This is a genomic window from Ensifer sp. D2-11 (genome assembly GCF_054161295.1).
The window spans coordinates 1,459,388-1,484,276 of sequence record NZ_CP096434.1; the positions used below are offsets into that span (position 1 = coordinate 1,459,388).

The 24,889-nt window shown below is 62.9% G+C and carries 24 protein-coding genes; 20 read left to right on the forward strand and 4 right to left on the reverse strand.

Translation table 11 applies throughout. The annotated features are described in order from the left end of the window. Nucleotide 1: 1 nt before the first annotated feature. The 14 genes from M1D34_RS23925 (at nt 2) to rpiB (ending at nt 13,040) form a co-directional block, all read left to right on the forward strand. Nucleotides 2-973, forward strand: a complete 972-nt coding sequence (locus tag M1D34_RS23925; protein WP_498782630.1) for a membrane dipeptidase — start codon at nt 2-4, stop codon at nt 971-973. 105 nt (nt 974-1,078) lie between these two features. Further along, complete coding sequence (locus tag M1D34_RS23930; protein WP_498782632.1) at nt 1,079-2,152, forward strand: extracellular solute-binding protein; 1,074 nt, start codon at nt 1,079-1,081, stop codon at nt 2,150-2,152. Between the two features lie 126 nt (nt 2,153-2,278). Further along, nucleotides 2,279-3,130, forward strand: a complete 852-nt coding sequence (locus tag M1D34_RS23935) for an ABC transporter permease (protein WP_498782634.1) — start codon at nt 2,279-2,281, stop codon at nt 3,128-3,130. Then, entirely contained in the window at nt 3,127-3,957 is an 831-nt protein-coding gene (locus M1D34_RS23940; protein WP_498782636.1) for an ABC transporter permease, read from the forward strand. Before M1D34_RS23935 ends, M1D34_RS23940 begins: the two co-directional genes overlap by 4 nt. 15 nt (nt 3,958-3,972) lie before the next feature. After that, a complete protein-coding gene (locus M1D34_RS23945; RefSeq protein ID WP_498782638.1) occupies nt 3,973-5,022 on the forward strand; it encodes an ABC transporter ATP-binding protein in 1,050 nt (349 codons plus the stop codon). 30 nt (nt 5,023-5,052) lie between these two features. Further along, nucleotides 5,053-6,438, forward strand: coding sequence for an aspartate aminotransferase family protein (locus M1D34_RS23950; RefSeq protein ID WP_498782640.1), 1,386 nt, complete (start codon nt 5,053-5,055; stop codon nt 6,436-6,438). 11 nt (nt 6,439-6,449) lie between these two features. Continuing rightward, on the forward strand, nt 6,450-7,913 hold the full coding sequence (locus M1D34_RS23955) for an NAD-dependent succinate-semialdehyde dehydrogenase (RefSeq protein ID WP_498782642.1): 1,464 nt from the start codon (nt 6,450-6,452) through the stop codon (nt 7,911-7,913). 35 nt (nt 7,914-7,948) lie between these two features. After that, nucleotides 7,949-8,332 (forward strand): RidA family protein, encoded by a 384-nt coding sequence (locus M1D34_RS23960; protein WP_498782644.1) that lies wholly within the window; start codon nt 7,949-7,951, stop codon nt 8,330-8,332. Nucleotides 8,333-8,375: 43 nt separating this feature from the next. Further along, on the forward strand, nt 8,376-8,756 hold the full coding sequence (locus tag M1D34_RS23965) for a RidA family protein (protein ID WP_498782646.1): 381 nt from the start codon (nt 8,376-8,378) through the stop codon (nt 8,754-8,756). Between the two features lie 202 nt (nt 8,757-8,958). Continuing rightward, on the forward strand, nt 8,959-9,729 hold the full coding sequence (locus M1D34_RS23970) for a FadR/GntR family transcriptional regulator (protein WP_498782648.1): 771 nt from the start codon (nt 8,959-8,961) through the stop codon (nt 9,727-9,729). 23 nt (nt 9,730-9,752) lie between these two features. After that, on the forward strand, nt 9,753-10,745 hold the full coding sequence (locus M1D34_RS23975) for a TRAP transporter substrate-binding protein (protein WP_498782650.1): 993 nt from the start codon (nt 9,753-9,755) through the stop codon (nt 10,743-10,745). Nucleotides 10,746-10,813: 68 nt separating this feature from the next. Continuing rightward, nucleotides 10,814-11,281, forward strand: a complete 468-nt coding sequence (locus tag M1D34_RS23980; protein WP_498782652.1) for a TRAP transporter small permease — start codon at nt 10,814-10,816, stop codon at nt 11,279-11,281. Nucleotides 11,282-11,292: 11 nt separating this feature from the next. Then, nucleotides 11,293-12,570: a TRAP transporter large permease gene (locus M1D34_RS23985; RefSeq protein WP_498782654.1), complete on the forward strand. Its 1,278-nt coding sequence runs from the start codon at nt 11,293-11,295 to the stop codon at nt 12,568-12,570. 23 nt (nt 12,571-12,593) lie between these two features. Then, entirely contained in the window at nt 12,594-13,040 is a 447-nt protein-coding gene (rpiB, locus tag M1D34_RS23990; RefSeq protein WP_498782656.1) for a ribose 5-phosphate isomerase B, read from the forward strand. A 44-nt stretch (nt 13,041-13,084) separates the two neighbouring features. Here the strand turns inward: rpiB and M1D34_RS23995 are convergent, their stop codons facing one another. Genes M1D34_RS23995 through M1D34_RS24005 form a run of 3 tightly spaced genes read right to left on the reverse strand, consistent with a single transcriptional unit; the run spans nt 13,085 to nt 16,029 of the window. Further along, on the reverse strand, nt 13,085-13,765 hold the full coding sequence (locus M1D34_RS23995; protein WP_498782658.1) for an ABC transporter ATP-binding protein: 681 nt from the start codon (nt 13,763-13,765) through the stop codon (nt 13,085-13,087). Then, nucleotides 13,762-15,003: an ABC transporter permease gene (locus tag M1D34_RS24000; protein ID WP_498782660.1), complete on the reverse strand. Its 1,242-nt coding sequence runs from the start codon at nt 15,001-15,003 to the stop codon at nt 13,762-13,764. The genes M1D34_RS23995 and M1D34_RS24000 overlap by 4 nt, the downstream gene beginning before the upstream one ends. A gap of 3 nt (nt 15,004-15,006) precedes the next feature. Then, on the reverse strand, nt 15,007-16,029 hold the full coding sequence (locus M1D34_RS24005) for an efflux RND transporter periplasmic adaptor subunit (protein WP_498782662.1): 1,023 nt from the start codon (nt 16,027-16,029) through the stop codon (nt 15,007-15,009). 134 nt (nt 16,030-16,163) lie between these two features. On the opposite strand from M1D34_RS24005, the gene M1D34_RS24010 reads away from it, so the two are divergent. Next, a complete protein-coding gene (locus tag M1D34_RS24010) occupies nt 16,164-16,856 on the forward strand; it encodes a TetR/AcrR family transcriptional regulator (protein WP_498782664.1) in 693 nt (230 codons plus the stop codon). A gap of 556 nt (nt 16,857-17,412) precedes the next feature. Here the strand turns inward: M1D34_RS24010 and M1D34_RS24015 are convergent. Then, nucleotides 17,413-18,417 carry a LacI family DNA-binding transcriptional regulator gene (locus tag M1D34_RS24015; RefSeq protein ID WP_498782666.1) on the reverse strand — a complete coding sequence of 335 codons (1,005 nt, stop codon included), beginning with the start codon at nt 18,415-18,417 and terminating at the stop codon, nt 17,413-17,415. 180 nt (nt 18,418-18,597) lie between these two features. Between M1D34_RS24015 and M1D34_RS24020 the strand changes: the two genes are divergently transcribed. From M1D34_RS24020 to M1D34_RS24040, 5 genes are all read left to right on the forward strand, one after another. Continuing rightward, complete coding sequence (locus tag M1D34_RS24020) at nt 18,598-19,626, forward strand: ABC transporter substrate-binding protein (protein ID WP_498782668.1); 1,029 nt, start codon at nt 18,598-18,600, stop codon at nt 19,624-19,626. Nucleotides 19,627-19,799: 173 nt separating this feature from the next. Then, nucleotides 19,800-22,028 (forward strand): ABC transporter permease, encoded by a 2,229-nt coding sequence (locus M1D34_RS24025; protein ID WP_498782670.1) that lies wholly within the window; start codon nt 19,800-19,802, stop codon nt 22,026-22,028. Beyond that, nucleotides 22,025-23,086 (forward strand): ABC transporter ATP-binding protein, encoded by a 1,062-nt coding sequence (locus M1D34_RS24030; protein WP_498782672.1) that lies wholly within the window; start codon nt 22,025-22,027, stop codon nt 23,084-23,086. Before M1D34_RS24025 ends, M1D34_RS24030 begins: the two co-directional genes overlap by 4 nt. Before the next feature lie 30 nt (nt 23,087-23,116). Next, nucleotides 23,117-23,917, forward strand: a complete 801-nt coding sequence (locus tag M1D34_RS24035) for an inositol monophosphatase family protein (protein WP_498782673.1) — start codon at nt 23,117-23,119, stop codon at nt 23,915-23,917. Between the two features lie 129 nt (nt 23,918-24,046). Continuing rightward, nucleotides 24,047-24,844 (forward strand): potassium channel family protein, encoded by a 798-nt coding sequence (locus M1D34_RS24040; RefSeq protein WP_498784373.1) that lies wholly within the window; start codon nt 24,047-24,049, stop codon nt 24,842-24,844. Nucleotides 24,845-24,889 lie beyond the last annotated feature (45 nt).

Consider the following 24,889-nt stretch of genomic DNA (forward strand, 5'->3'; position numbering starts at 1 on the left):
CATGATCATCGATGCACTTCAATGCGGTCATTTCAACCGCGAGTCCTTCGAAGCGCTGCGGCGGGGCGGCTACAGCGCAGTGACGCCGACGCTCGGTTTCTGGGAAGGGACGATGGAGTCTCTCGACTCGCTTGCCCGCTGGCGAGACATGGAGCGTGACAACGCCGACCTCATCCTTATCGCCAGGACGGCCGCCGATATCGAGCGCGCCGAAAGGGAGGGAAAGCTGGCGGTCGTGCTCGGCTACCAGAATTCCAACCTGTTCGAGGATCGCATCGCCTTCGTCGAGTTCTTCGCCGAACTCGGCGTGCGCGTCGTGCAGCTGACCTACAACAACCAGAACGAACTCGGCGGCTCCTGCTACGAGGAAAACGACAGCGGGCTTGCCCGCTTCGGCCGCGATGTCGTGCGGGAAATGAACCGCGTGGGCATGCTGGTCGATCTCTCCCATGTCGGCGACCGCACCACGCTCGATGCTATCGAGTGGTCGGAGAAGCCGGTTGCGATCACCCATGCCAATGCCGCTTCGCTCTTCGCGCATAAGCGCAACAAGTCCGACAAGGTGATCAAAGCCCTTTCCGAGCGCGGCGGCGTCATCGGTTGCGTCGCCTATCGCAACATCACGCCTGATGCTGCCTGCGCCACCGTCGCGGGCTGGTGTGAAATGGTCGCCCGCACCGTCGACATCGCCGGCATCGACCATGTCGGCATCGGCACCGACATTTCGCACAACCACACCGCGCGCGACTATGACTGGATGCGCAAGGGCCGCTGGACCCGCTCGGTCCAGTACGGTGCCGGCTCGCCTCAGCGGCCCGGCGCCGTGGCCAAGCCGGAATGGCTGCTCAGGCCGGAGAACCTGCAGGACGTGGCCCCGGCCCTGCTGCGCGTCGGTTTCAATCAGGAGGAGGCGAACAAGATCCTCCGCGGCAACTGGCTGCGCCTTTACGCGGAGGTCTTCCGCCCGGACTGACCGGATCCAAAATCGAAATTCAAAGAACAAGAAGAGCCGCCGCTTTAGGCGAGCGGCCACGGGAATAGCAGTCAGACGACCATTCGACATCAAGGAGAACCACGAATGGAAATGTTCAAGAAAGCATCAGCCACGCCGCTATCGCGACGTGCCGTTCTCGGCGCCGGCCTTTTCGGGGCCGCCATGCTGGCCTCCCCTTACATCCGGCGCGCCAGCGCGGAGGAGAACGCCCTCTACGTAAACACCTGGGGCGGCGACTGGGAGGCATCGGTCAAAAAGTTCCTGTTCGAGCCCTTCACGGCGGATACGGGAATAGAGATCCGAACCGTCTCGCCGATTTCCTTCGCCAAGCTCGCTGCGCAGAAGACGACGGGCGTCTACGAATTCGACGTGACCACGCTCGGCGTCGCCGATGTCGCGCGCGCCAATGGCGCGGGTCTCCTCGAGACGCTGGAAGGTCACGTCGACACCTCCAAGCTTTGGGAAGGTGCCATCTACGAAAACGGGCTGTCGACGCATGGCTTTGCCACGCAGATGGCCTACAATGCCGCAAAATTCCCGGAAGGGCTGAAGAACTGGTCCGACTTCTTCAATGTCGCGAAGTTTCCGGGCAACCGCAGCCTGCAGCGTCACGCCGCCCGCGTCCTGGCGATCGCGCTGCTTGCCGACGGCGTTCCGGCCGACCAGCTCTTTCCCTACGACCTCGACCGCGCCTTCGCCTCGCTTGACCGGATCAAGGACCACGTCCGGGTCTGGTGGACCGCCGGGCCGCAGGCGCGCCAGATCCTGACCGACGGCGAGGTGGACATGGCGGGGCTCTGGGACAGCGACGCCTTCGGCGCCAAGGAGGCTTCGAAGGATCCGATCGAGATCGTCTGGGACCAGGCCGTCGTCGACAAGGCCTGCTGGATCGTCGCCAAGGACAGCCCGCGCGCCGAAAACGGCTTCAAACTGATCAGCCATATCGGCCAGAACGCGGAGGGGCTCGCGAAGTTCTGCATCGCCGACCAGAACGGCCCGATGAATCCGAAATCGTTCGATTTCATTCCGGCTGAGGTTGCGGCCAGAATGCCGACCCATCCGGAGCATCTTGCCCGGGCCGTCATGCTGGACGGTGCGAAGCTGCTGCCTCAGCTCGACGAGCTGTCCACTCGTTTCGAAAGCTGGGTGGGCATCTAAGCCGCTCTTCCGGTCCCGGTAAGTGCGGCCGGAAAATGCAATGCAACGGATAGGGTGCCGGCAATGCCTGTGCCGGTACCCGCCGTTCGCGACGGAGACCCTATCCGAGGGTTAAGGAGCAATGTCATGAAACTCCGGACGTCCCCGGTCCTCGTGGAAGGGCCGATCCCGCTGATGGCTCCGGCGGTGATCTTCCTTTCGCTCTTCTTTCTCGTTCCGCTTGGCTACGTGGTCTGGATGAGCCTGTCGCAGCCCGCCCTCGGACTGCAGAACTTCGGCCGGCTGCTGAATTCCAGTCTGTTCGCGTTGGTCCTTTACAACACGTTCAAGACGGCGCTCCTGGTAACGCTGCTGAGTCTTCTCTTTGCCTATCCCCTCGCCTATGCCGCGGCGAATGGCTCGAAGCGCTTTGCAACCTTCCTGCTGACGGTCGTCGCGCTCTCCTTCTGGACCAGCTATCTCGTGCGCACCTATGCCTGGATGGTCATCCTCGGCAATCAGGGGCCGGTTACCGCGCTCCTCTCTTTGTTCGGCTGGGACCCCGCGCCGAAAATCCTGTTCACCACCTTCAGCGCCACGCTCGCCATGACCCACGCCCTTATTCCATTCATGACCATGTCGCTCTTCGCCGTGATGAAACGGATCGACCCGCTCTATGTCCGCGCCGCGGAAAGTCTCGGGGCCCACCCGCTTCGCGCCTTCGTTTCCGTCTATCTGCCGCTGAGCGCGCCCGGCATCGTCAACGGCTGCACTCTCGTCTTCATCACCTGTCTCGGCTTCTACGTCGTGCCCGTCCTGATCGGGAGCCCACGCGACCAGATGATCGCCGGGATCATCGGAGACCAGATCGAGCAGACTCTCGACTTCGGCCTCGGCTCGGCGATTTCGATCGTGCTTCTGGCGCTGACGCTCGCGGTCTATGCGCTCTACAACCGCTTCTTCGGCCTCGACCGGCTTTGGGCAGGAGGTGACCGATGAACGTCTGGATCCGTTCTCTGGCAATTCTGATCGCCGCCTTCGTCGCGGCGCCGATGTTCATCGTCATTCCGATGTCCTTCAGCTCGGCCGCGTCGCTCGCCTTCCCGCCGCCGGGCTATACGCTTCAGAACTACGTCAACTTCTTCTCCGACCCGAACTGGACGCAGCCGCTGACGAACAGCCTGCTGATCGGCCTCGGCACGGTCGGCGTAACGATGATCGTCGCCGTTCCGGCCTCCTTCGCGCTGGTGCGGCACGTGTTCATCGGACGCACGGTCTTCAACCTTCTGATCATGCTGCCGATGATCGTGCCCACCATCGTCATGGCGCTCGGCTATTACATCTATTTCGGGCAGCTCCGGCTGGTTCAGAGCTATCTCGGCGTGATCCTCGCCCATAGCTGCATCGCCCTGCCGATGTCGACGCTGATCCTGACGGCGGCACTCAAGGGCTTCGACCGCTCGGTGGAGCGCGCCGCGATGAACCTCGGGGCTTCGCCGTTCACGACCTTCCGGCTGATCACCTTTCCGATCCTGCGGCCGGCCTTCACCGTCGCCGGTCTCTTCGCCTTCATCGCGTCCTTCGATGAGGCCGTCATCGCCCTCTTCATCTCCGGCCGCGACAAGGCGACCTTGCCGCGGCAGATGTTCAACGCCGTCCGCCAGGAGGCGGATCCGACAATTTCCGCCGCCTCGTCGTTCCTGTTCCTGCTTGTTCTCGCCGGCGTCTGCATCTGGCTCGCGCCACAACTCGTGCGCCGCCGCACGCGCCTTCTGGACCGGACCGACGGTAACGGCGCAGCCGAGCCGGCCGCCGCGGCATCCTGATTTTGGAGCATAGCCATGAATGCCCGTTCCCTCACCCTTCGCAACATCACCAAGACCTATGACGGCAGGCATATGGCTGCCGACGACGTTTCTCTCGACATCAAGGCCGGCCAGTTCGTCTCCTTCCTCGGCCCGTCCGGCTCCGGCAAGACGACGACGCTGATGATGATCGCCGGCTTCCAGCACCCGACCAGCGGCGAGATCCGGCTCGGCGAGCGCGCGATCGACAACCTGCCGCCGCACAAGCGCAATATCGGCATGGTGTTCCAGAACTATGCGCTCTTCCCGCACATGACGGTCGTCGACAATGTGGGCTTCCCACTGCGCATGCGCGGCGTCGCCAAGCAAGACAAGGAGCGCCGTTCCCGCGAGGCGCTGGCCAAGGTCGGGCTTCAGGGTTTCGAAGGGCGCGTGCCCTCCGAGCTCTCCGGCGGCCAGCAGCAGCGCGTGGCGCTTGCCCGTGCTCTCGTCTTCGAACCGGACATCATCCTGCTCGACGAGCCGCTCGGAGCGCTCGACAAGGCGTTGCGCGAGCATATGCAGGTGGAACTGAAGCGCATCCACAAGGACCTCGGCGTCACCATGGTCTATGTCACCCACGACCAGTCGGAGGCCATGACCATGTCCGACCGGATCGCCGTCTTCAACCAGGGCCGGATAGAACAGGTCGGCACGCCGAACGAGATCTACCGCGCGCCGAAGACCCGCTTCGTCGCATCCTTCATCGGCGACAGCAATCTCATCGAGGGCTCCTCGCTTGGCGACGGAAGATTCGACACGCCGGTCGGCATTGTCGAGGCGCGGAGCAGGCAAGCGGACCGCAACCGCCGGGCCGATCTGCTGCTCAGACCTGAAATGATCCGCATCGCCGAAACCTCACAGGGCGGACGCCAGCCGCTGAAGATCGACAGCACGATCAACTACGGCGACAACCTGCTCGTCATCGGCAAACTCGGCACGCAGCCAATCCGTATGCGGGTCCCGGGCGCCGATGCGAACAGGCTCGAGGGCATTTCCGAATGCCACGTGACCTGGCGCGCCGAGGATGTCCACGTCATCGCCTGATCCGAACTCCGATTGCCGATGGAGCCGCACATGACCGACCGTCCGAATTCCCTCCACGCCCTCGACAAGCAGAGCCTTGTCCACCCCTACACGAACCTGGCCGTGCATCAGGAAACCGGGCCGCACGTGATCACCGGCGGCGAGGGCATCTATGTCGTCGATGACGAGGGCAAACGTTATATCGAGGGATTGGCGGGCCTGTTTTGCGCCGGTCTCGGCTTCAGCGAGCCGCGCCTGGTGGAGGCCGCGACGCGACAGCTCAAGACGATGCCCTTCTATCATTCCTTCGCGCACAAATCGACGGAGCCGGGCATCAAGCTGGCGGAGAAGCTCCTGTCGATCGCCCCGGTCCCGATGTCGAAGGTGTTCTTCGCCGGCTCCGGGTCGGAAGCGAACGACACGGCGATCAAGCTCATCTGGTACTACAACAACGCTCTCGGGCGTACCGGGAGGAAGAAGATCATCTCGCGCCGCAAGGCCTATCACGGCGTCACCGTCGCAACCGCCAGCCTCACCGGCCTGCCGTTCAATCACCGCGATTTCGACCTGCCGATCGCCAACATTCTCCATACCGATTGCCCGCACTACTGGCGCTTCGCCGAGATCGGGGAGACGGAGGAAGGCTTCGCCACGCGGATGGTCGACAATCTCGAAGCGATGATCCTCGAAGAGGGTCCGGAAACGATCGCCGCCTTTTTCGCCGAGCCCGTCATGGTTTCAGGCGGCGTCATCACCCCGCCGAAAACCTATTTCGAAAAGGTCCAGGCGGTCCTTCGCAAATACGATATCCTGCTCGTTGCGGACGAGGTGATCTGTGGCTTTGGCCGCACAGGCAACATGTTCGGCTCGGAAACCTACGGGCTCAAGCCGGACATGATCAGCTGCGCCAAGCAGCTGTCGGCGGCCTATATGCCGATCTCCGCCCTGATGATCAACGAGAAGATCGCGGACGCACTTGTGGACCAGAGCCGGAAGATCGGCACTTTTTCGCACGGTTTCACCTATGGCGGCCATCCGGTTGCAGCCGCTGTGGCGCTGGAAGCGCTGACGATCTACGAGGAGATCGACATCGTCGGCCATGTGCGCTCCGTCGCCCCCACCTTCCAGGATCGCGTGCGTAAGCTCGGCGAGCATCCGCTGATCGGGGAAGCGCGCGGCGTCGGCCTCGTTGCCGGCCTTGAATTCGTCAAGAACAAAGCGACCAAGGAGAGCTTCCCACCCGCCTGGCAGGTGGCAAACCAGGCCGGCAAGTTCGCGACCGCCCGCGGCGTCCTGACACGCGGCCTCGGCGACATGGTGAGCCTCTGCCCCGCGATGATTATCGACGACGAGCAGATCGACGACCTGATGACGCGCATGGCGCTGGCGCTTGACGATACGCTGGCCTGGGCACGCGCTGAGGGACACGTCGCCTGAAGGAAGACAGCATGAATTCGCAAACCACTGCAGCCGCCTATGAACGCCTCGGTATGCTGATCGATGGCCGCTGGATCTACGAGGCGGAGCGGAGCAGCGACGTGGTGGATCCCGCCACGGGCCAGACGATTGCTCGGCTGCCTTTTGCGACCGATGGCGAGATCGCCGAAGCCGTCGCCTCGTCGCAACGCGCCTTCGAGAACTGGAAGGATCGTTCCCCGCTCGACCGGGGCCAGATCCTGCGCCGCTTCGCAGACCTCGCTCGCAAGCATGCCGACGAGATCGCCCGCAACATGACGCGCGACCAGGGCAAGCCGCTCGGCGAGGCGATCGGCGAAATCCGTTTCGCCGCCGACCATGCCGATTGGCACGCGGAGGAAGCGCGCCGCATCTACGGGCGGATCGTTCCCGCCCGCGATCCGCGCGTGCAGCAGATGGTCCTTCGCGAGCCGGTCGGGGTCTGCATCGCCTTCACGCCTTGGAATTTCCCCTTCAGCCAGGCGCTGCGCAAGGTCGTGGCGGCGCTTGCGAGCGGCTGCACCATGATCCTCAAGGGACCGGGGGAATCCCCCTCCTCCACGGTCGCGATCGGCCGGCTGATGCAGGCGGCGGGGCTGCCGGACGGCTGTCTCAACATCCTCTGGGGCGACCCGGCCCACCTGTCGGAGACGCTGCTGACGGCGCCGGAAGTCAGAAAGATCTCCTTCACGGGTTCGGTCGAGGTCGGGAAGCATCTCGCGAGCCTGGCAGGCAGGTACATGAAACGGTCCACCATGGAGCTCGGGGGTCATGCACCGGTGATCGTGTTCGACGACGCCGACATCGAGGCGGCAGCCGACGCGCTTGCCGGCCAGAAGGTGCGTAATGCCGGCCAGGTCTGCATATCGCCGACACGGTTTTACGTGCAGGTGAAAGGGCACGACCGTTTCCTGGCACGCTTTGCCGAGAAGATCGCTTCGACAAGGGTCGGAAGCGGTTTCGAGGAGGGGGTGCAGATGGGCCCGCTCTGCCACGCCCGACGCGTCGCTGCCATGGAGGGTTTCGTTCAGGACGCGCGCGAGCAGGGCGCCGAGATCGTCACCGGCGGCGAGCGCGTTGGGAATGCGGGCTTTTTCTATGCGCCAACCGTGGTCGCCGGCGGCAGCGACGAACTGCGCCTGATGAAGGAGGAGCCCTTCGGACCGATCGCCGTCGTCACGCCTTTCGGCGATTTCGACGAGGTGATCCGGCGCGCCAACAGCATGCCCTTCGGTCTGGCGTCCTATGTGTTCACCGGTTCGAGCAGCCGCGCGCAGCATGCCGCCCGCACCCTTTCGGCCGGCATGGTGAGCATCAACCATTTCGGTCTGGCGCTGCCGGAGACCCCCTTCGGCGGAATCAACGACAGCGGCTACGGGAGTGAGGGAGGCTCGGAGACTTTCGACGGCTATCTGAACACGAAGTTCGTCACCCGGTTCGACCAAGTCCCGCAGTGAATCTATCTGACAAGCGAAAACGAGCAAGGAAGAGCATGTTTGAAGTCATCGATACCGGCGCCGATCCGTCGGATGTTCCGGTCAGCGAAGCGGTTCGCGCCGGCGGTCTTTTCTGGTCGGTTCACGTCTCGGAGGACCCGGTCACCGGCGAGCCGGTCTTTGGCGACATCGTAACGCAGGCACGCCGCACGCTTCAGAACCTCGAAATTGCGATCAAGGCCGCGGGCGGGTCCCTCGCAAATGTCGTGCAGATGCAGGTGTTTCTCACCGAAAGAGCCGACGCTCCCGGCATGAACAGGATCTATACCGAGTTCTTCAGGGAGCCCTATCCGGTGCGCGCAACCGTGGTCGTCAAGGAGCTCATCACCCCGGGCCTGCGCATCGAGGTCCTTGCCCATGCGGTGCTCGAGGGTGCTTGATCGCAGCGCACGGTCCGAATTCAGCAAGGCGGGAGGAACACGAATGTTCGAGAAAATCGAAACCGGAATTGCTGCATCCCGCGCACCCTTGAGCGGTACCGTGAAGGTGGGCCGGATCGTGAGATCGGCTCACATAGCAAAGAACCCGGGGACCGGCGAACTCGTCACCGGGGACATCGAGTGCCAGGCGCGACAGGTATTCTCCAACCTCCGGCAGGCGCTTGAAGCCGCCGGAAGCACGCTTGCCGCTGTCGTGCAGATACAGGTCTATCTCATCGACCGGGCCGATGCCCCGGGCATGAACAAGATATACCGCGAATTCTTCGCGCCTCCATTTCCCGTGCGGGCGACTGTCGTCGCGGAGCTCCTTTCACCCGGCATCCGCCTGGAAATCCTCGCGACTGCGGCTTGCTCCCTGGATTGAGCAGTTCAAAGCGACAGCCAAGCCGGCTGCACTCGTTGCTGCTGCAGCGGGGTCCTTCGCCGCATCTGAAATTCTTGTGATCCGCGCGCCTGTGCGGTTCGGCGCGCGAGCATCCTCAACAAATTTCCAAGAATTCAAGCATCGCGTCTTGACCGGCAAACGCATGTGGTGCTTACTGGTAATACCAGTTAGGACCATTTACATGAACCCTGTGCTATCCGACAGCGCCGACGAACTCGCGGGAACGGAAAAGGTTCTCTCCTTCTTCCGGGAGCAGCTGTTGTCCGGTGCGCTCAAGGTGGGAGACAGGCTGTTGGGCGAGAGGGAGCTTTGCCTGGCCCTCGGCGTATCGCGGCCGGTGCTGAGGGAGGCTTTGCGGTCGCTCGCCAATCTGGGCTTTCTCGATATCCGCCATGGCAAGGGCGCTTTCGTCCGCAAGGCCGACGTGAGCGTCTTCGGCGATTTCCTGACGTTCTGCCTTGCCCAGCAACCCGACATGCTCGACGACATCATGCAGGCCCGTGTCGCGATCGAGTGCCAGGCTATCCGTCTTGCCTGCATCCGCGCGACGGATAGCGACCTCTCACGTATCGGCGGCCTGCTGACGCGGTTGATGGACACGCTTCACGACGCCGAAGACGGCGGTGCTGCGGACTTCGCCTTTCACATGGCGATCGTCGAGGCCAGCCGCAGTCCCGCGCTCGTCACGGTCTACCGCTCGATTTCCGACCTTCTGAAGCGCAGCCATGTCCAGCGGCGCGCCGAAACGAGCGACGCGCCGGGCATCACCGACTATCTCGTGGAGGCCCATCGGGAGGTCTTCCTGTCCATTCTCGCGCGCGACCCGGACAAGGCCGACAGGATGCTGCGCGAACATTTCGCCATCGGCGACGAGCTTCGGCGCAAAAGCTACATAGCTGCCTTCACCAGGAAGGACGCGCCGCAAGAAGAGGAAAAAGAAGCAGACAGCTAGTTTTATCCAGGGAGGAGGAGAGCATGCTGAACTTTCTGAAACATGGCCGGGTGGCCGGCGCCATGCTGGGAGCCGCATTGATGGCCGGAGCCGCTTCCGCAACCGAATTGCGCTATGCGCATGTCGGCGCTGAGGGAGACATCCAGACGGTCTATGCGGCACAGGCGGCGGAGGGCATTGCGGCCGCGACCGGCGGCGAAGTCACCGTCACCGTTTATCCCGCCAGCCAGCTCGGCGGGGTCGCGGAAATGGTGGATGGCGTGCGCATGGGCTCGATCTCCATGGGCCATCATGATTTCGCTTCTCTCGCCCGACTGGTGCCTGAGGTCGCGGTTTTCAACGCGCCTTTCATCTATCGCGACGGCGCGCATGCGCTCGCTGCGACGGACCCGCAGTCGTCGCCGGCCCTTCAGGCGATCAACGAGAAGCTCATCGCACAGGGCGTGCGGATCGTCGGGCGCATCTATCGGGGTGACCGCCACATCTCCTCCAACTTCCCGGTAAAGACACCGGCGGACCTTGCCGGCAAGCCGTTCCGAGCGGTCCCGCTCGAGCTATGGGTTTCCATGGTCAAGGGCTTCGGCGCGATCCCCACCCCCGTCGAGGTTGCCGAACTCCCGACCGCGCTGATGACGGGCGTGGTGGTCGGCCAGGAAAATCCGCTGACCATGATCGCCTCCAACAATCTCAATGAGGTGCAATCGCATCTGTCGATGACGGGTCACATGCGCGCCGTGCTCGCCGTCTTCATCAATGAGGAAGTCTGGCAGGGATTGAGCGAAGAGCAGCGCACGGCTCTGACGAAAGTCCTCGACGAGGAGGCTCAGAAATCGCTGAAGATGGCGACGGAATCCGAGGCCGATCTGGTCAAGGAACTCAAGGGCCGCGGCATGACCGTCATCACCGAGGCCGAAGGGCTTGACGTGGCGGCATTCCGGGAAAAGGTCAGCGCCCAGATCCGACAGGACTTCCCGAATTTCGCACCGCTCATCGAGCAGATCGAAGCGGTGAAGTAACCGACGAGCTGCAGGGGCAAGCCATTGTCCCTTGTCCCTGCAACGCCTGCATTTTGGGAGGGGAGAAGATGCGTCTGCCCGAACGTGTCCTGACGATTGTCGTGGTTGCCGTGATGGCGGGTCTGGTCATCGTTCCGACGGCTCAGGTCATCATGCGCAGCGTCTTCGGGCTGCCCTTCATCGGCGCGGAGGAGCTGACGCGCTTCCTGCTCATCTGCCTGGTGTTCCTCGCCTATCCCCTCGTGGTCGGCCATGGCGAGAATATCGTCATGGGCGAGTTCAAGGCGGCATTGTCGAGGAAGGCGCGCGCAATCGTGAATGTCGCGATTTCGATCGGCGCGATCGCGGCTACGGGGTTCATCGGCTGGGTCACGGCCATGAACATCACCCGGAACCTGACCAACGCCACGCCGACGCTCGGCATCCCTTTCTGGATATTTCTGGGCGCTACGCTTTTCGGTTTCGCGGGTGCGGCGCTCGTCCATCTTCTGCATCTGCGCAAGCCGCCGCAGGCGGACAAGAACGTCGCAGTCTGAAAGGTCGTTTCATGGGTTTTCTGGTCGTCGCGGCCTTCCTCGGTCTGTTCATGCTTGGCTTCCCGGTGGTCTACGCCATCCTGCTGCCGTCAATTCTCTACGTACTTGTCGAAGGCTTGCCGTTCGGGCTGCTTGCCCAGCGGATCACCTATGCGCTGGATTCGTTTCCGCTGGTGGCCGTGCCTCTCTTCATCTTCGTCGGCAACCTCATGAACCTCTCCGGCATTACCGATCGCATCTTTCGCTTCGCCTATACGCTCGTCGGGCGAATGCCGGGTGGCCTGGCGCAGGTCAACGTGTTCGGAAGCCTGATCTTTTCCGGAATGTCCGGGGCGGCGCTGGCTGACATCGGGGGCCTGGGGCGAATAGAGATCGACGCCATGAAGAAGCGCGGCTTCGATCCATCCTTCGCCGGCGCGGTAACTGCCGCTTCCGCGACGCTCGGGCCGATCTTCCCGCCTTCCATCCCGCTGATCGTCTACGGCTCGGTCACGAGCGTCTCGATCGTCCAGCTCCTCGTGGCCGGCATCATGCCCGCCGTGCTGTGCACCGCCCTGCTGATGCTCACGGTGCTGATCGTCGCCATCCAACACGGCCATGCACGCGCGGAGCGCTGGCCGACGGCAGGCGAGCTGGTCGGCACATTGGTGCCGGCGCTTCCGGCCATTCTTGCTCCGGCGCTCATGGTCGGCGGCATGACGGCCGGCGCCTTCACACCGACCGAGGCGGCCGCGATAACGGCCGTCTATGTCATCTTCATCAGCGGCGTCCTGTACCGCGAACTGACGCTGGCGCATTTATGGCATTCGGCGGTTCTGACGGCCCGCAGCTCCAGCGCTATCCTCATCATCGTCGCCTCTGCCGCGCTTTTCGGCTGGATTCTGGCGGTCGAGCAGGTGCCTCAGACCTTTGCGGCAGCTCTGCTTGGCTGGTCGAAGGACCCGCTGATGCTGCTAATCATCGCAAATCTGATCTTCTTCGTCGCCGGCATGTTCCTCGACTCGACGACCGCAACGCTGCTTCTCGTTCCCATCATCGCCCCGCCGCTCGTGATGGCCGGTGTCGACCCGGTTCAACTCGGCATCGTGACGATCTTCAACCTGATGCTCGGACTGCTGACGCCGCCGATGGGTCTGTCACTGTTCCTCGTGTCGGATATCGCCAAGGTCTCGATCCGGCAGCTTCTGAGAGCGCTTGTGCCTTTCTACATTCCGCTGGCTTCCACGCTTGTCCTCCTCACCCTAGCGAAGGACTTCACGCTGTGGCTGCCCCGCCTGATCGCCCAGTAATCTTTTCTCCAGGAGACACCAATATGCGTATCGTCATCGGTTCCGACCATGCTGGCTTCCACCTCAAGGCCACGATCATCGACCATGTCACCTCGCTGGGCCACGAGGTGTACGACGCAGGCTCATACGATGCGAACCCGGTAGACTTCCCCGACATCGCAAAGACCGTCACTTCCTCGATCATCGAGGGCAAGGCGGATCGCGGGCTGATGGTCTGCGGCACCGGCGTCGGCGCCTCGATCGCGGCGAACAAGGTGAAAGGCATCCGCGCAGCGGTCTGCCATGACGTGCATTCCGCCCATCAGTCGGTAGAGCATGACGACGTCAACGTCATGTGCATCGGCGCCCAGATCGTCGGCGCATGGTTAGCCAGGGATCTCGTTGCAGCCTACCTCGCTGCCGAATTCTCCACCGACGAGGACTTCCGGCGCCGGGTGCGCAAACTTGCCGAAATGGACGAGCGGCGCTGAGCATCCGCTCGGCTGTTGCGCGCCGTTCGGCGAAACTCGCGCATCTATTCTTCCCTGCTGACCTCGCCATCCACGAGGTGGATGCGGCGATCCATGCGAGCGGCCATGTCCAGGTCGTGCGTCACCGCGACGACCGTCTTGCCGCGCTCGCGGACAAGTCCGTCGAGAATTGCGAATACCTGCTCCGAACTCCTGCTGTCGAGGCTTCCGGTCGGCTCGTCGGCCAGGATCAACGGCGGATCGTTGGCAAGCGCCCGTGCGACCGCCACGCGCTGGCGTTGGCCGCCCGAGAGCTGATCCGGCCGCTTGTCGAGATGATCGGCGAGGCCGAGCGAGGACAGCAATTCGGTCGCCCGCGCCCGTATCTCGTCGCGGCCGAGGCGGGCGAGCTTGCGCATCGGAATCTCGACGTTCTCGCGCGCGGTGAATTCCGGCAGGAGGAAATGGAACTGGAAGACGAATCCCATGGTGGCGAGGCGGGTCTCCGCCCGGTCCCTCTCGCTCATGGGCTCGGTATCGCGGCCGCGGACGCGGAGCATGCCTTGCGTCGGCTGGTCGAGCAGCCCCAGCAGATAGAGCAGCGACGACTTTCCCGACCCCGAGGGGCCGGTAACGGCCACGAACTCGCCGTCCTCGATGATGAGGTCAATGTCCCTCACCAGCGTTACCGGAACCGTCTCATGCAATATACGCGTGAGGCCGCGAGCCTCGATCAGCGGGCTCATGTCGCGCCCCTTATGATGTCCACCGGATTGACGCGTGCTGCGCGGCGGGCGGGCAGGTAGCCGGCGACCGCTGCCGAGGACAGGGCGAAGCCTGTCGCTACGGCATAGTGAAGAATGCTCCACGCGATCGGCAGCCTGGTCATTTCCTGGCCGGTTGCCGCAATTTCGAACCGCACCCGGGAAAGCGCGTAGGTGATCGCAAAACCGAGCGCCCAGCCGAGAAGCGAACCCGCGATGCCGATCGCCAGCCCCTCGATCACAAACAGACGGCGCATGTCGGCTTGCGAAAAGCCCAGCGACTTCATGATGGCGATGTCGCGCGCCTTCTCGTGCGTGATGGTGGACACGATGTTGAAGATACCGAAACCCGCTACCAGCATGATCGCGGCGACGACCGTGTACATGATGACGTTGCGCACGACGAGCGCTTCGAGAATGGACTCGTTCGCCTCCTGCCACGCGACCGCCTTGTAGCCGAGTTCGGCCTCCACGCGATGCGCGATGGCGGGCGCGGCATTCGGGTCGTCGCGCTTGATGCGGATCTCGTTGATCGCGTTCGGCCTGTTGGACAGAATCTGGGCGTTCTTCAGTAGCACATAGGCCTCGCCTTCGTCGCGCGCCGTGGTGCCGGTATGAAACAGGCCGACGATCTTGAAGTTGCGGGCAAGGCCTTCCGACGACACGGCGGTAATCGTGTCGCCGAGACCGGCGCCCAGCCTCGAGGCCATCGTATCGCCGATAACAACGTTGTTGCCGCCGGCCGCAAGCGCGGCGAAGCTGCCCGACTCGAAATCCTCGACGATGGGCGAGACCTTCACCTCCTTCTCCGGCTCGATGCCGATCACCACGGCGCCGACTTCGCGGCCGGAGTAGCGGATCACGCCCTGCACGTTCAGGACGGCGGCCAGCCGCCCGGGCATCCATTCGTCGAGCCAGGAGACCGCTTTCGCGGGATTGATGATGCCGCGCCGGTCGTCCCTCGGCCTCAGCCCCGATATCGACACGGCTTCGAAGAGGTCTTCCGCCGGCTGCCGTCGCGCCGAGCGCTGCTCATCGGTCACGTCGACATGCGGCATCGTGTCGACGAGCTGGCGAACGAAATCGTCCTGCCCGCCCTGCATCAGCGCCGCCATGGCGATCGAGAAGCCGACGCCGACGGCGACACCGATAACCGCAACCAGCGTCTGGCGGCCGCGGCCGGCGACGTGCGTCAAGGCGATATCGAAGATCAGGCGCATGGCTCAATTCGTCGCTGTTTGCACCACTTCCACCCGCGTTCCGTCAGCGAAATCGGGGGGCAAGGGCGAGATTATGCGCGCGGTTTCCGCAAGGCCGGAAAGGACCTCGACGCCGTCCGTACCGCGGATGCCGGTTTCGACCTCCTGCAGTTTCGCCGTTCCCCCTTCAACCACCGCGACTCTAGTCCCGCTGACCGCTGCCGCGGGGATGACAAGAGCGTTGCGCGACAGGCGAACCACGACGTTTACGTCGGTCGACATGCCGATTCTGAGCGGCGTGTCCTCCGGCAGGCGAAGGCGGACGCGGTAAGTCTTCGTAACAGGATCGCCCTTCGGCGTAATGCTGTCGACAACCGCCTCGAGCGAGCGCTCTGGAAAGGCATCCGACCGAAGATAGGCATTTTGGCCGGCTTCGACCCGCGGAATGTCCTCTTCGTTCACCTCGGCCTCCACGATCAGCGGTTGCGGCTCTCCGACCCAGAAGAGAACGGTCCCAGGCTCGGCGACCTCGCCGATCTCACCGTCTTGCCGAAGCACCCGCCCGTCGCTAGGTGCACGCAGCACGTAGGCGGCAAGCCGCGCCTCCTGTCCCGCGATCAATGCTTCCAATTGAGCGACGTCGGTGCGTGCCCTGTCCACGGCCTGCTCGCTTATCGTGTTTCTTTCTGCCAAGGCGAGCTTGCGCCGGTATTCTTCCTGGGCAAGCGACAGGCGCGCCTGCAGCTCGCTCAGAATCGCCCGCGCTTCCGTATCGTCCAGGCGCGCGAGCACGGCACCCTTTTCCACTCGTTCGCCTTCGCAGTTGCACTGCTCGACGATCCGCTCGCGCACTGTCGAAGTGACCTTTGCCCAGACGCGCGGCTCCACGACGCCGCTGGCATAGACGATCTCCGCCGCATCGCCGCGCTTCGGCGTCACGATCGAAACGGGCACCGCCCGGGTCGTATACCAGAAGGCAACCGCACCGACTGCGGCGGCTATCGCAATACCTGCCGCGTAGCGCCTCATCTGCTGCATCAGCCGCACGAACCACTCCTGAAATTCACCCGCATCTATTGTTATGATAGCATTAGACCGACCGTCGGTCTATAATCGGGAGCAGGACTTCGCGTAGCCTGCCAACACGTGTAGAACGTATTTCTCCGGTTCAGGACAAATCGATGCCACGAGTTAAGAAATCACCTGAAGTCAGAACGAATGAGCTCATCGATTGCGCTGAACGCCTCTTCTTCGAGCAGGGATACGAAAACACGACCGTTAACGACGTGATCCGGGAGGCGAATGTTTCCAAGGGGGCGTTCTATCACTACTTCGTTTCGAAGGAGGCACTGCTGGAGGCAGTCGCCGCGCGCATGGCACGCCACAGCCTGAAGGAACTGCAAACGGTATTCGAGGATCCCTCCCTCGATGCCGTCGGCCAGCTGAATGCCCTTTTCGCGGGGTCGCGGCGCCTGAAAGTGGAAATGGCGCCGCAGTTGAAGAATACATTCAACGCACTTTTCAAGCCCGAGAACATCGTCCTCTATCATCGCATCGACGCAGCGGTCAGCGCGGTGACACTCCCCTTTCTGACCGAACTTCTGAGGCGCGGTCACAAGGAGGGGAGCCTAGACGCACCCGATCCTGAGGCCCTTGCGCCGATGCTGCTGTATTTGCGGCTTGGCGTCGCCAAGACGATGCATAGGGCCCTGCAGCAGACCGAAGCCGGGGACCTGGACGGCGCGGCGCGGACGCTAGATGGCTGGATGCGCACCTACGGGATGGCTGTCGAGAGATTGCTGAAGATCCCAGAAGGGACGATCGAGGTAACGGAACCGGGCTTTTCGCGCGCATTTCTGGAAGCGGCCGTCTAGCCCTTTGAACTGCGCACTTTTCAGGAAAACCGCTGCACAGTTTTCCTGGAAGGGCTAGCTAACTCTTTGAATCTCTCACTTCCGGACGGAAAACCGCTGCACACTTTTCCTGGAAGTGCTTCAGATATCCCCGATATTCACCGGCGATAACCCTGATGGGCCAGTGGAGCCGAAGCATCATGCGTGCTAGTTCTTCGTCAGCCGTCTCGAACGGGGAAAGACGGTCAGAGGCCTGGCGCTTCGGCGACTGGCCTCGCCGGGGGCTGGGGCACCGCACGCAATTCGAAGGTCGACGCCTTGGCAAAATAGGGCTCACCGAGTGGAAAGGCCCTGACCGGTGTCGGTCAGGGCCCATTCATTTCCCACCAGCTCAATAAGAGAGCACGGACACGGCAATACGTTCTCCAGCACAGCCCATTACAAGCCATAGCGATGCAAGAAGATGTGTCGGTGCAAGTTGGATATTACACAAACGTATTACTATAACCAGTAACAAATTAGGGGTATTCGCTTTAAATCGGCTCGCAAATACCATTTGTGTTGAGTCGAACCGGAACTACCCTCCCCGGACGGATGAGCGCCAGACGAGATCAGGCCGGAAGCGGACCGAATGGTCGACCGGCTCCTGCCTCTCGTTGACGAGCCAAGCCACCGCCTCCCGGGCTATCCTGTCGACAGGTTGCGCGAAAGTGGTGAGGTCATAGGAGGACCAGGCGGCCTGCTCAATGTCGTCGAAACCCGCGACACAGAGCTGATCGGGAATGGAGACCCGGAACTGGTGCCGCGCGGCATCCATGAAGCCGCAGGCAAGGAGATCCGTGGCACAGAAGACCGCATCGGGGCGCTCACCGAGCGTCAGCAACCGCTGCGCCAGAACGCGGCCGCTTTCGTAATTTGTCGGCCCGTGACGCTCGACCAGAACCGGGAGGCCCATTGCTTTTGCCGCCGCCACGAAGCCGTGTTCGCGCGCCATCAGGCTCGGGGTGCCGGCTTGCGAATTCGCGAAGGCAAGACGCCGGCAGCCGGCGCGCACGAACGCGGTGACGACCCGCCCCGCCGCCTCCGCGTCATCGAGATTGATGCGAAGCGGGCCCTGCTGGTCGTCGTCGCGGTTGATGAGGACGAGGCGCTGGCCGTTCTTGAGGCAGAGCTGGGTAATCGACCGGTCGGGCATTCCGGACAGGATGATCGATGCATCTGCGCGGTACCGGATTGCCTGCCGCAACGCGAGATCGACGCTGCCGTCCGAGCGGTCCGTGTTGATCAGCATGGCGACCTTGCCGGCGTTCTGCAATTGCTGCGTCATCGCCCGAATCAGGTTGGCACGGTAGGGCGTGCTCATCTCGGATACGATAAGGCAGACGATGCCACTCTCGTTGCGCATCAGTCCGCGCGCGAGATGGTTGACGTGATAGCCGAGTGCTTCCGCCGCCTCTACCACCCTCCGCCGTGTTTCGGGCGAGACGCTCGCGCCGGGCGTAAAGGTACGGGAGACGGCGGAGCGTGACACGCCCGCCCGCTCTGCGACTTCCTGGGCGCTGACAAACGGCTTCTGCGGCATTCACGACTTCTCCTCGATCGTGCACGCAGAATTGCACTATTTTGCAATTGCGTGCAACGCAGTCATATCGTGCAATGTCGAACAATTTTATTGACACCCTCCGTATCCTCGTGCAGCATTTGCACGCGCTTGCAAAAAGCGCCCGGCACGGAGGCGCCGGCACAATCTGGGAGGAAACCGATGGGTTTGGTAAAACTGGCCGCGGCAGCGCTCGCCGCGGGAGCGACGTTCTTTGCCTTTTCCGCGCAGGCCGATGGAAATCTCAATCTGATCTGCTCGGCCGACGTGGTTATCTGCGAGCAGATGAAGGGCACCTTCGAAAAGAAGACCGGCATCTCCGTCAACATGGTTCGCCTGTCTTCGGGCGAAACCTACGCAAAGATCCGGGCCGAGGCGCGCAACCCCAAGACGGACATCTGGTGGGCGGGCACCGGCGACCCGCATCTGCAGGCCGCCTCCGAGGGATTGACGCTCGAATACAAGTCGCCGATGCTTGGTGAATTGCATGAATGGGCCGTCAAGCAGGCCGAGAGTGCCGGCTATCGCACGGTCGGCGTCTATGCCGGCGCGCTCGGCTGGGGCTACAACACAGAGATCTTCAAGCAGAAGAACCTGAAGGAGCCGAAGTGCTGGGCGGACCTGCTCGATCCGTCCTTCAAGGGTGAAGTCCAGATTGCCAATCCCAATTCCTCCGGCACCGCCTATACGGCGCTCGCGACGCTCGTTCAGATCATGGGCGAGGACGAGGCTTTCGACTATCTGAAGAAGCTGAACGCAAACGTGTCGCAATACACGAAGTCCGGCTCTGCACCGGTGAAGGCCGCGGCGCGGGGGGAAACCGCAATCGGCATCGTGTTCATGCACGATGCGGTCGCGCAGACGGTGGAAGGCTTCCCAGTGAAGTCCGTGGCGCCCTGCGAAGGCACGGGCTACGAAATCGGCTCGATGTCGATCATCAAAGGTACAAAGAACCTCGACAATGCCAAGAAATGGTATGACTGGGCGCTCTCCGCCGACGTGCAGTCCAGTATGAAGGAGGCGAAATCGTTCCAGCTTCCTTCCAACAAGACGGCCAAGGTGCCGGAAGAGGCGCCGAAGTTCGAGGACATCAAGCTGATCGATTACGACTTCAAGACCTATGGCGATCCGGCCAAGCGCAAAGAGCTCCTGGAGCGCTGGGACCGGGAGATCGGCGCAGCCGCGAACTGATCGCGCAACGCGCCTTTCGAACGGAGTCGAGCCGTCGGGAAACCGCCGGCTCGACTCCGACAATCTCGGCTAGGTGAGCTGTTCCGGTCGCATCGCGCTCTTATCCAACGGCAGCGATCTCGGTTGTATTCGGAACGATTCATCGTGACACGGCGGCACGGACAAGCCTATCCATGAAAACTCATAACCGCAGACTGGATATCGCGCTGGCTCTCGGGCTTGCCGCCTTAGCGCTCCTTCCCTGGTACAGGATCGACGGCGGTTTCTTCGGCTTCGGCTGGCTTTCCGCCTTTCCGGAAGAACCGGCCGCAGCGCCGGGTCTCGTTCAGATCGCTTCCTTTGACAAATGGTGGCTGATGCTTCCGGCTCTGGCCATGATGGTCGCCGCCGCTGCCCGCTTCATCGGCGATCCGGCGCGGCGAGGAAGCCTTCTTGGCTGGGCAGGCGCCGGCGGTATCGTCGTCCTTGCCCTTCAGGGTCTCGCTATCGGCTTTTCCGGCTGGAACTGGACGATCAGCGAAGCGCTGTTCGGCGCGCTTGCGGAGGGCCAGCCCTCCATGGGAGCGGGAGCTGTGCTTGCGGCGCTCGTCTTCGTCCTCCTTTTCGCCTTCGGGCTGGCCGAACGCGGCGTGATGAAGGGCGACGCTTTCGTCGTCTCGGCCATCTCGCTGCTTGTCTTTCTCGTCACCGTCTTCGTCTTCTATCCAGTCGGGAGCATGCTGGTCGGCGCCTTCCAGGATTTCGACGGCTCCTTCAATCCGGAAGGCTTCACCCGTAATATCGTGGATCCGTCGATCTGGAGCCTCGACTGCGTCATCGGCGGCGGGCGCTGCGGGATCGCCTGGCGGACTTTCTGGCTGGCGGTGATGACGGCGGGCGGCTCGACCATCCTCGGCCTCGCCTTCGCACTGGTCGCGACCCGTACCGGCTTCCGTTACAAACGGAGCCTCAGGCTGTTGACGGTGCTGCCGATCATCACGCCGCCCTTCGTGGTCGGCCTTGCGCTCACCCTGCTCTTCGGTCGTTCCGGCGTCATCACCGAAGCCCTGTCCACGCTGATCGGCGTCGAGCCCGGCCGTTGGCTCTATGGCCTCACAGGCATCTGGATTGCGCAGGTTCTGTCCTTTACGCCCATCTCCTTCCTTGTGCTGATCGGCGTCGTCGAGGGCGTCAGCCCGTCGATGGAGGAGGCCTCTCAGACGCTGGGGGCAGACCGCTGGCGCACCTTCTGGCGCATCTCGCTGCCGCTGATGAAGCCGGGGCTCGCCAATGCATTCCTCATCGGCTTCATAGAAAGCATGGCCGATTTCGGAAATCCCCTGGTGCTGGGCGGCAGCCATGGCGTGCTTTCGACGGAAATCTTCTTCGCCGTCGTCGGCTCGCAGAACGACCCCTCCCGCGCCGCCGTGCTCGCCATCATTCTCCTGTGTTTCACGCTCACCGCCTTTCTGGCGCAGCGCTTTTGGCTTTCGGGAAAGAACTTTGCGACGGTCACCGGCAAGGGCGACAGCGGCGCCCACGCCGCCCTGCCCCGCACGGTTTCGATCGCCGTCCATGCCCTGGTAATCCCATGGGCGCTCTTCACCTTGGTCGTTTACGGCATGATCCTCGTCGGCGGCTTCGTGAAGACCTGGGGCCTGGACAACTCGTTGACGCTCGCCCATTACATCAAGGCTTTCTCCGTCGAAATCCGCGACGGCGGCATCGCCTGGACGGGTGTTGCCTGGAACTCGTTCTGGACGACGATGGAGATCGCCCTGATATCGGCACCGCTCACGGCAGCCGTCGGGCTCCTTACCGCCTATCTGATCGTCCGCCAGAGGTTCGCCGGCCGCGAACTCTTCGAGTTCGCCCTGATGATGAGCTTCGCCATTCCGGGGACGGTCATCGGCATCAGCTACATCATGGCCTTCAACCTGCCGCCGCTCGAAATGACCGGCACCGCTCTGATCCTCGTTGCCTGTTTCGTCTTCCGCAACATGCCCGTCGGCGTGCGCGGCGGGGTGGCGGCGATGAGCCAGCTCGACCGAAGCCTCGACGAGGCATCTCTGACGCTCAGAGCCGACAGCTTCCGCACCATCCGCAAGGTCATTCTGCCGCTTTTGCGGCCGGCGATCACGGCCGCCCTCGTCTATTCCTTTGTGCGCGCGATCACTTCGATCAGCGCCGTCATCTTCCTGGTCAGCGCCGAGTACAACATGGCGACGGCCTATATCGTCGGGCTGGTCGAGAACGGCGAATACGGCGTGGCGATCGCCTATTCCTCCATGCTGATCGTGGTGATGATATCTGTAATCGCCGGCTTCCAGCTTGTCGTCGGCGAACGCAGGCTTCGGCGCGAAAACCGCGTTCAGGCCGTTGCCGGCGCGCGCCTTCCCCTTCCCCAGGAGAAAACCGCATGACCGTCGTGGCTCCCGGTTCCGTCGTCTTCCGGAACATACGCAAGCAATTCGGTGCCTTCACCGCCATTCCCGACCTGTCGCTGACCATCGAACCAGGCACGCTCGTCACTCTGCTCGGGCCCTCCGGCTGCGGCAAGACGACGACGCTTCGGATGCTCGCCGGCCTCGAACATCCGACATCCGGCCGCATCCTGATCGGCGGCAAGGACGTGACGATGCTGCCCGCGAACGAGCGCGACGTCTCGATGGTTTTCCAGTCCTATGCCCTTTTTCCGCACATGAACGCCCTCGACAACGTGGCCTACGGCCTGGAGTCGTCAGGTATGAGGCGCAAGGAAGCGCGCGAAAGAGCCGAGGAAGGGCTTGCCCTGGTTGGCCTGCCCGGCATGGGCCAGCGCCTGCCCGCCGAGCTCTCTGGCGGGCAGCAGCAGCGCGTCGCGGTCGCCCGTGCACTGGTGCTGGAGCCTCAGGTTCTTCTCCTCGACGAGCCGCTTTCAAATCTCGATGCAAGGCTGAGGCGCCGCGTCCGGACCGAAATCCGTGAACTGCAGCAGCGGCTCGGTTTCACCGCTGTCTATGTCACGCACGATCAGGACGAAGCCCTTGCCGTCTCCGACCACATCATCGTGATGAAGGACGGGAACATAGCGCAGGAGGGCGCCCCGCGCGAACTCTACGAAACGCCGGCCTCCGCCTTCATCGCCGACTTCATGGGTGAAGCCAATGTCGTTGCCTGCGATGTGATCGACGTCGACGGTCACGAGGCCACGATCCGCGTGGAACGGCTGACGCATCGCGTGAGCGGCCGCGGAATGCGGCCGGGACCGGCGAAGCTCGCGGTGCGCCCGAACGCGATCACGCTGGAGCCGTCCGCAGTCGGCAGTTTTTCAGGCGAGATCACCCATACGGCCTATCTCGGCGATCATGTGGAATACGAAGTCAAGACGGCAGCCGGGACGCTCTTCGTGGTCGACCCGGCGGTGGAGCGGGCACTTGCGCCCCAAACGAATGTGGCAGTCGCCTTCAAGGAGCGCGGCATTGCCCTCATCAACGGTTAGCCCCGGCAATTTGCAACCAAGGATTTCCTAATGACATCTCACGTCGTCCCCGGGCTCGAAGCCCGCCTGGCATTGGCCGAAACCATCGGGCGAGAGGCGGGCGCAATGGCGCTCGATTTTTTCGCTCGCCGCGAAACGCTGATCATCGAAACGAAGCGCGACCCGCAGGACCTGGTTTCCATCGCCGACCGCGAAGTCGAAAATCTCATCCGCGATCGAATCGCGGAGGCGTACCCGGAAGATGGCGTGCTCGGCGAAGAGTATGGTCTCGTACCCGGCCGCTCCGGCTTCACATGGGCGGTCGATCCGATCGACGGCACGAGCCCATTCGTCAACGGCATGCCCAACTGGTGCGTCTCCATCGCCCTCGTTCATGCCGGCGTACCGGTGGTGGGGGTCATCGCCGCACCATGCCACGGTGAACTCTACGCGGCAGCACTCGGCCTCGGTGCACGGTTGAACGGCAAGGCCCTCACCCTCGACGGCTCGCGCACCATTCGCAACCACGTGACCGGGCTCGGCGCCAACAACTATGTCAAGCCGGCCTTCGTCGGACAGATGGTCGAAAACCTGCTGGAGGCCGGCGGCACCTTCATGCGCAACGGTTCCGGCGCACTCATGCTCGCCTATGTCGCCGCCGGCCGTCTGGTGGGCTATTACGAACCCTACATGCACGCCTGGGATTGCCTCGCCGGCTATTGCCTCGTCCGGGAAGCGGGCGGCTGGTACCTGCCCTTCCCCACTAAGGGAGAGAGTTTGACCCGGGGCTCGATCGTCCTTGCCGCCGCGCCCGGCGCAGTCGACGACCTGAGGAAGCTTGCGGGGGTCTGACACTCGCTCCGACGCTGGAATTTGGAATTGCTGCCTCAACGCCGCGGCTGCGACTTTGAATTCGCCAGGTTCTTGAACAGCCAAGGGCTGCTCCTTGACCCGGGATTCGGCGTCCCCTATTTCAACTTCATGGATACGACTGACCAGCCGCGTGCGCATTCGAAGTTAAGTTCGACAAGGCTGGCGCTTCAGAGATTGGAACGCGGGCGGGATCCGTGGGCGCTGCGCTGGCAGGCGCTGCTTGCGGTCATCGACCTCAGCATCCTCGCCTTTTTCATCCTCGGGCCCTATCTGAGAGCGGGTCCGTCATATCTCATCATCGACTACATCATCGCCGCATGGATCGGCTGCGAGCTCATCGCGAGAGCGTTTGCCGCGCCTTCGATCGAGCGTTTCCTCCGGCGGCCGATGACCTGGGTCGATCTGGTCATTCTCGGCACACTTCTCTTCCCCGATCTGCTGTTCAACTTCGCATTCCTTAGGGTGATACGAATCTGGGCGATCGGCAAAAGTCCGCTGCTGCTGGAGGGGCTCCGCCGCGCGGGCTGGTTGCATCTGCAGGACGTCGTCCGTGCCTGTCTGAACTTTCTCGTGTTTCTCTTCGCCGTCACCGGCTTCGTCTACACCACGTTCTTCTATCACCGGGAGGGCGGCGAGGGTTTCGTCGATGCGCTCTATTTTACGGTGGCCACCATCACCACGACAGGCTTTGGGGACATTACCCTGCCGGGCACGCTCGGCAAGCTCACCTCCGTCCTCACGATGATCGTCGGCATATCGCTCTTCGTCAGGCTCGCCCAGGCCGTCGTCAGGCCCTACAAGGTCAATTTTCCCTGCCCTCAATGCGGCTTGCAGAGGCACGACACCGATGCCGTCCACTGCAAGGCCTGCGGTCATCTGCTCAACATACCCGATGAGGGTGACTGAGACCTACGAAGGCGTGAGAGGCTTAGACTAAGACCAGAGCACTTC

Bases quoted from the DNA above. Each gene is read 5' to 3' on its own strand.
- M1D34_RS23930 (WP_498782632.1), top strand. From the start codon at position 1,079: ATGGAAATGTTCAAGAAAGCATCAGCCACGCCGCTATCGCGACGTGCC.
- M1D34_RS24035 (WP_498782673.1), top strand. From the start codon at position 23,117: ATGACATCTCACGTCGTCCCCGGGCTCGAAGCCCGCCTGGCATTGGCC.
- M1D34_RS23965 (WP_498782646.1), top strand. From the start codon at position 8,376: ATGTTCGAGAAAATCGAAACCGGAATTGCTGCATCCCGCGCACCCTTG.
- M1D34_RS23960 (WP_498782644.1), top strand. From the start codon at position 7,949: ATGTTTGAAGTCATCGATACCGGCGCCGATCCGTCGGATGTTCCGGTC.
- M1D34_RS24040 (WP_498784373.1), top strand. From the start codon at position 24,047: ATGGATACGACTGACCAGCCGCGTGCGCATTCGAAGTTAAGTTCGACA.
- M1D34_RS23955 (WP_498782642.1), top strand. From the start codon at position 6,450: ATGAATTCGCAAACCACTGCAGCCGCCTATGAACGCCTCGGTATGCTG.
- M1D34_RS23995 (WP_498782658.1), bottom strand. From the start codon at position 13,765: ATGAGCCCGCTGATCGAGGCTCGCGGCCTCACGCGTATATTGCATGAG.
- M1D34_RS23985 (WP_498782654.1), top strand. From the start codon at position 11,293: ATGGGTTTTCTGGTCGTCGCGGCCTTCCTCGGTCTGTTCATGCTTGGC.
- M1D34_RS24030 (WP_498782672.1), top strand. From the start codon at position 22,025: ATGACCGTCGTGGCTCCCGGTTCCGTCGTCTTCCGGAACATACGCAAG.
- M1D34_RS24015 (WP_498782666.1), bottom strand. From the start codon at position 18,417: ATGCCGCAGAAGCCGTTTGTCAGCGCCCAGGAAGTCGCAGAGCGGGCG.
- rpiB (WP_498782656.1), top strand. From the start codon at position 12,594: ATGCGTATCGTCATCGGTTCCGACCATGCTGGCTTCCACCTCAAGGCC.
- M1D34_RS23935 (WP_498782634.1), top strand. From the start codon at position 2,279: ATGAAACTCCGGACGTCCCCGGTCCTCGTGGAAGGGCCGATCCCGCTG.
- M1D34_RS24010 (WP_498782664.1), top strand. From the start codon at position 16,164: ATGCCACGAGTTAAGAAATCACCTGAAGTCAGAACGAATGAGCTCATC.
- M1D34_RS23970 (WP_498782648.1), top strand. From the start codon at position 8,959: ATGAACCCTGTGCTATCCGACAGCGCCGACGAACTCGCGGGAACGGAA.
- M1D34_RS24000 (WP_498782660.1), bottom strand. From the start codon at position 15,003: ATGCGCCTGATCTTCGATATCGCCTTGACGCACGTCGCCGGCCGCGGC.
- M1D34_RS23945 (WP_498782638.1), top strand. From the start codon at position 3,973: ATGAATGCCCGTTCCCTCACCCTTCGCAACATCACCAAGACCTATGAC.
- M1D34_RS24025 (WP_498782670.1), top strand. From the start codon at position 19,800: ATGAAAACTCATAACCGCAGACTGGATATCGCGCTGGCTCTCGGGCTT.
- M1D34_RS23950 (WP_498782640.1), top strand. From the start codon at position 5,053: ATGACCGACCGTCCGAATTCCCTCCACGCCCTCGACAAGCAGAGCCTT.
- M1D34_RS23925 (WP_498782630.1), top strand. From the start codon at position 2: ATGATCATCGATGCACTTCAATGCGGTCATTTCAACCGCGAGTCCTTC.
- M1D34_RS23980 (WP_498782652.1), top strand. From the start codon at position 10,814: ATGCGTCTGCCCGAACGTGTCCTGACGATTGTCGTGGTTGCCGTGATG.
- M1D34_RS24020 (WP_498782668.1), top strand. From the start codon at position 18,598: ATGGGTTTGGTAAAACTGGCCGCGGCAGCGCTCGCCGCGGGAGCGACG.
- M1D34_RS23975 (WP_498782650.1), top strand. From the start codon at position 9,753: ATGCTGAACTTTCTGAAACATGGCCGGGTGGCCGGCGCCATGCTGGGA.
- M1D34_RS23940 (WP_498782636.1), top strand. From the start codon at position 3,127: ATGAACGTCTGGATCCGTTCTCTGGCAATTCTGATCGCCGCCTTCGTC.